The organism is Actinophytocola sp., assembly GCF_036002505.1.
GTDB lineage: Bacteria > Actinomycetota > Actinomycetes > Mycobacteriales > Pseudonocardiaceae > DASYTH01.
The window spans coordinates 1-3201 of record NZ_DASYTH010000478.1 but is presented as its reverse complement, the minus strand read 5'-3'; the positions used below and the strand labels follow the sequence as shown (position 1 = coordinate 3201).

Annotated in this window: 4 protein-coding genes; all 4 read left to right on the top strand. The window is 67.7% G+C overall.

What is annotated here, in order from left to right; all coding sequences use genetic code 11:
- The first annotated feature begins 10 nt into the window (after nt 1–10).
- The 4 genes from VGR06_RS44220 to VGR06_RS42220 all read left to right on the top strand — a co-directional run bounded on the left by VGR06_RS44220 (nt 11) and on the right by VGR06_RS42220 (nt 3172).
- The gene (locus VGR06_RS44220; RefSeq protein WP_414637457.1) at nt 11–112 is read left to right on the top strand and encodes a zinc-binding dehydrogenase; all 102 of its coding nucleotides are present in this window, start codon (nt 11–13) and stop codon (nt 110–112) included.
- 449 nt (nt 113–561) lie between these two features.
- Nucleotides 562–1167, top strand: coding sequence for a YdeI/OmpD-associated family protein (locus VGR06_RS42230; RefSeq protein WP_327564887.1), 606 nt, complete (start codon nt 562–564; stop codon nt 1165–1167).
- A 150-nt stretch (nt 1168–1317) separates the two neighbouring features.
- Nucleotides 1318–1821 (top strand): hypothetical protein, encoded by a 504-nt coding sequence (locus tag VGR06_RS42225; protein ID WP_327564886.1) that lies wholly within the window; start codon nt 1318–1320, stop codon nt 1819–1821.
- 397 nt (nt 1822–2218) lie between these two features.
- Complete coding sequence (locus tag VGR06_RS42220; RefSeq protein ID WP_327564885.1) at nt 2219–3172, top strand: NAD(P)-dependent alcohol dehydrogenase; 954 nt, start codon at nt 2219–2221, stop codon at nt 3170–3172.
- Nucleotides 3173–3201: the final 29 nt, after the last annotated feature.

Here is a 3201-nt window from a genome sequence, read left to right as displayed (position 1 = left end):
TGACCTCGACATCCACATCGACCGCACGTTCACCCTCGACGAGGTGCCCGAGGCATTGGCGCGGGTGGGCGAGGGACGCACCCTCGGCAAGGTCGTCGTGAGCGTCACCTGACCTCGGCTTAGCGGCGGCGACCACGGCGCTGCCCTGCGCGGCCGGCGGGCTGCCACCGCATCGAGTAAACCGCCCGATCCGCGGCAATCACCCGGTAGCACACGGCTCGGTCCCGGCCAGCTTCGTCATTCGGAGCGCGGACATGCCGATGACAGTGCGCGTGATCATGCCGATGAAGGGCACAACCACACACAATTTCTTAGCCTTGACGATTTGGTAGTGGGCTCGACCGGCATCTGAATCTGCAGAGGCTAAAGCCGCTGACGGAGGATCGGCGCAGGCGCTCCAGAACGGGATGAGAAATGGCCGCTGAACGAAATTCGCCGACGCCGAGACCCTGGCCCCGGTGGTGCGGGACGTCTTCGGCAGCCGGTGCGTCGGCAGCCCGGCGGGGCCGGCTCGCCAACGGGCGGAGGCTGCGGCCACGTCGCGTCGGTTAGCCTGCCGTCATGGCGAGCGCCGAGCTGGATGAGTTGATCGTCGCGGCCGCTGAGGCGCTGCGCGCGTGGTTGTCGGCCAACTACGCCACGTCGCCCGGCGTCTGGCTGGCCCTGACCAAAAAGGGCGGCACAGTCACCACGCTGACCTGGCAGCAGGCGGTCGACGAGGCCCTGTGCTTCGGCTGGATCGACGGGCAGACCCGGAAACGGGATCAGGAGACCTCTTGGATCCGGTTCACCCCTCGTAGACCCCGCAGCTCCTGGTCACAACGCAATATCGCCCACGTGGCCCGGCTGGAAGCACAGGGGCGAATGCTGCCCCCAGGCCGCGCCGCGGTAGACGCCGCGAAAGCGGACGGGCGGTGGGCGACGGCCTACGCCCCGCCGTCGGAAGCCGAGGCACCGGCCGACCTCCTCGCCGCCATCGCCGCCGTCCCGGCCGCCCAAGCCATGTTCGACGTACTCACCACGACCAACCGGTTCGCTCTCATCTACCGCGTCAATGCCGTCAAACGGGCGCAGACCCGCGAGCGAAAGATCGACGAGTTCGTCGCCATGCTGGCCCGCCACGAGACGATCTACCCGCAGAAGGCCACGCCTCCGAACTCGCCGTAATCGGCACCTTCACAATCAAGTGTACTGATCTGCCGCGAAGAGGTCGTACCGCTGACAGCTTTTACCGCTTTCCGTAGCTCCCGTGGTCGCCCGCATCTTCGCGCAACGCCCCACGCGGTTGGGCCGACTTGCGGTCGACGCGGCGCTCGCGTGCTGGTTCAATACCGTGTGCAGCTGACGAGGAACTTCACGCCAGAGCAACACGCCGAGGCGACCGAATCATGGGGCTGGCTCGACCTCGCGGGCAAGACGCCCATCTTCACCTCCCCGTTCGGTGACATCTTCTTCCAGGCGGCCGACGGCTTCTGGTGGCTGGACACCCTCGAGGGCACGCTTACGCGGCCATGGCAGACCGCGGACGAGCTGAGCGCCGCCCTGAACTCGGCCGAGGGCCAAGACCTGTACCTGCTGGGTGCGTTGGCAATGGCGGCCGAGCGCGCCGGCCTAGTTGCGGGCCCGGATGAGGTATACGACTTCACGATCTCGCCCACGCTTGGCGGCTCTATCGACGTCAGCAACGTCAGCGTCACCGACTTCGTAGTGGGTGTGAACATCGCCGGGCAGTTGCATGACCAACTTCGAGGACTGCCACCAGGGACGGCAATCTCGGGCGCCACGATCGGCGATGATGGCCGGCTCCGAATTTCTACCTGAGCACACGCAACCTGCCGGCCCGATCGAGCCGAGCCCGCTTCCGGTCGCTGACCTGACCAGCCTCAGTTGTGAGATCGTGCGCCTTCTCTTCCATGTACAGCGGGTGACGTCTCGTTACGGAGCTCGTATGGTTGTAAAGCCCACGCTGCGATATCTCGCCGTCCTGTTCTGCCGCTGATCGCCGTCCTGGACACCGTGAGACGGGCATCGGCACGGTGGCTGCGGTTCCCCGGCCGAGCCGTGTCTGCCAGGACGCACGAGCCGTCGCCAGCGGGCGCTCCTGTTCGGTCAACTGGTTGCCCCGGCCTGCTACAGAAAGGGTTGAGGCTGCAGACCCTGGACGCATCGGGGGTGGCGTCGGCCAATCCACTTCTCCTGGACGGTTGGGGGTACGCGGTTGAGAGCGGTCGTGTACGACCGGTACGGGCTGCCCGACGAGTTGCGGATCGAGACCGTTCCCACGCCGTCTCCCGCTGCCCGCCAGGTGCTCGTCAAGGTCGCGGCCACCTCGGTCAACCTCAGCGACTGGGAGACCCTGCGCGGCTCGCCGCTGTATTCCCGCATCGGGGGCCTGCGCTCCCCGGCCCGCCGGACACTCGGCTCCGACATCGCCGGATGGGTCGATGCGGTCGGTCCGGCCGTCACCCGGTTCCAGCCCGGTGACCAGGTGTACGGCGACAACCTCGTGCTCAAGGGCGGCTTCGCCGAGTACACAATCGCCCCCGAGCCGGTGCTGGCCCGCAAGCCCGGCGCACTGTCCTTCGCCGAGGCGTCGACGATTCCGCAGGCGGGCGCGATCGCGTGGCAGGGCACCGAGGGCGCTAGGGCCGGACAACGAGTCCTGATCAATGGTGCCGGCGGAGGTTCGGGTTCCTTCGCGATTCAGCTCGCCAAGCGACTCGGCGCCCACGTGACCGGCGTCGACAACGCAAGCAAGCTCGAGTTCATGCGGTCGGTCGGCGCGGACGCGGTGATCGACTACCGCAGCGACGACTTCACCCGTGGCGGCCAGTACGATCTCATCCTGGATCTGGTCGCGCACCAGTCGGTGTTCGCCTACCGCCGGGCATTGGCCCCGGGCGGTCGTTACCGGTGCGTCGGCGGGTCGGTCGGGGCGCTGCTGCGCGTCCTGACGATCGGCTCCCTGGCCGGTCGGCTCACGCACCGCCGGCTGGGCGTGCTCGCGGTCAAGCAAGGGCCGGCGCATTTCGAACCGGTCGCCGACCTCTGCGTATCGGGTGACCTCGACATCCACATCGACCGCACGTTCACCCTCGACGAGGTGCCCGAGGCATTGGCGCGGGTGGGCGAGGGACGCACCCTCGGCAAGGTCGTCGTGAGCGTCACCTGACCTCGGCTTAGCGGCGGCGACCACGGCGC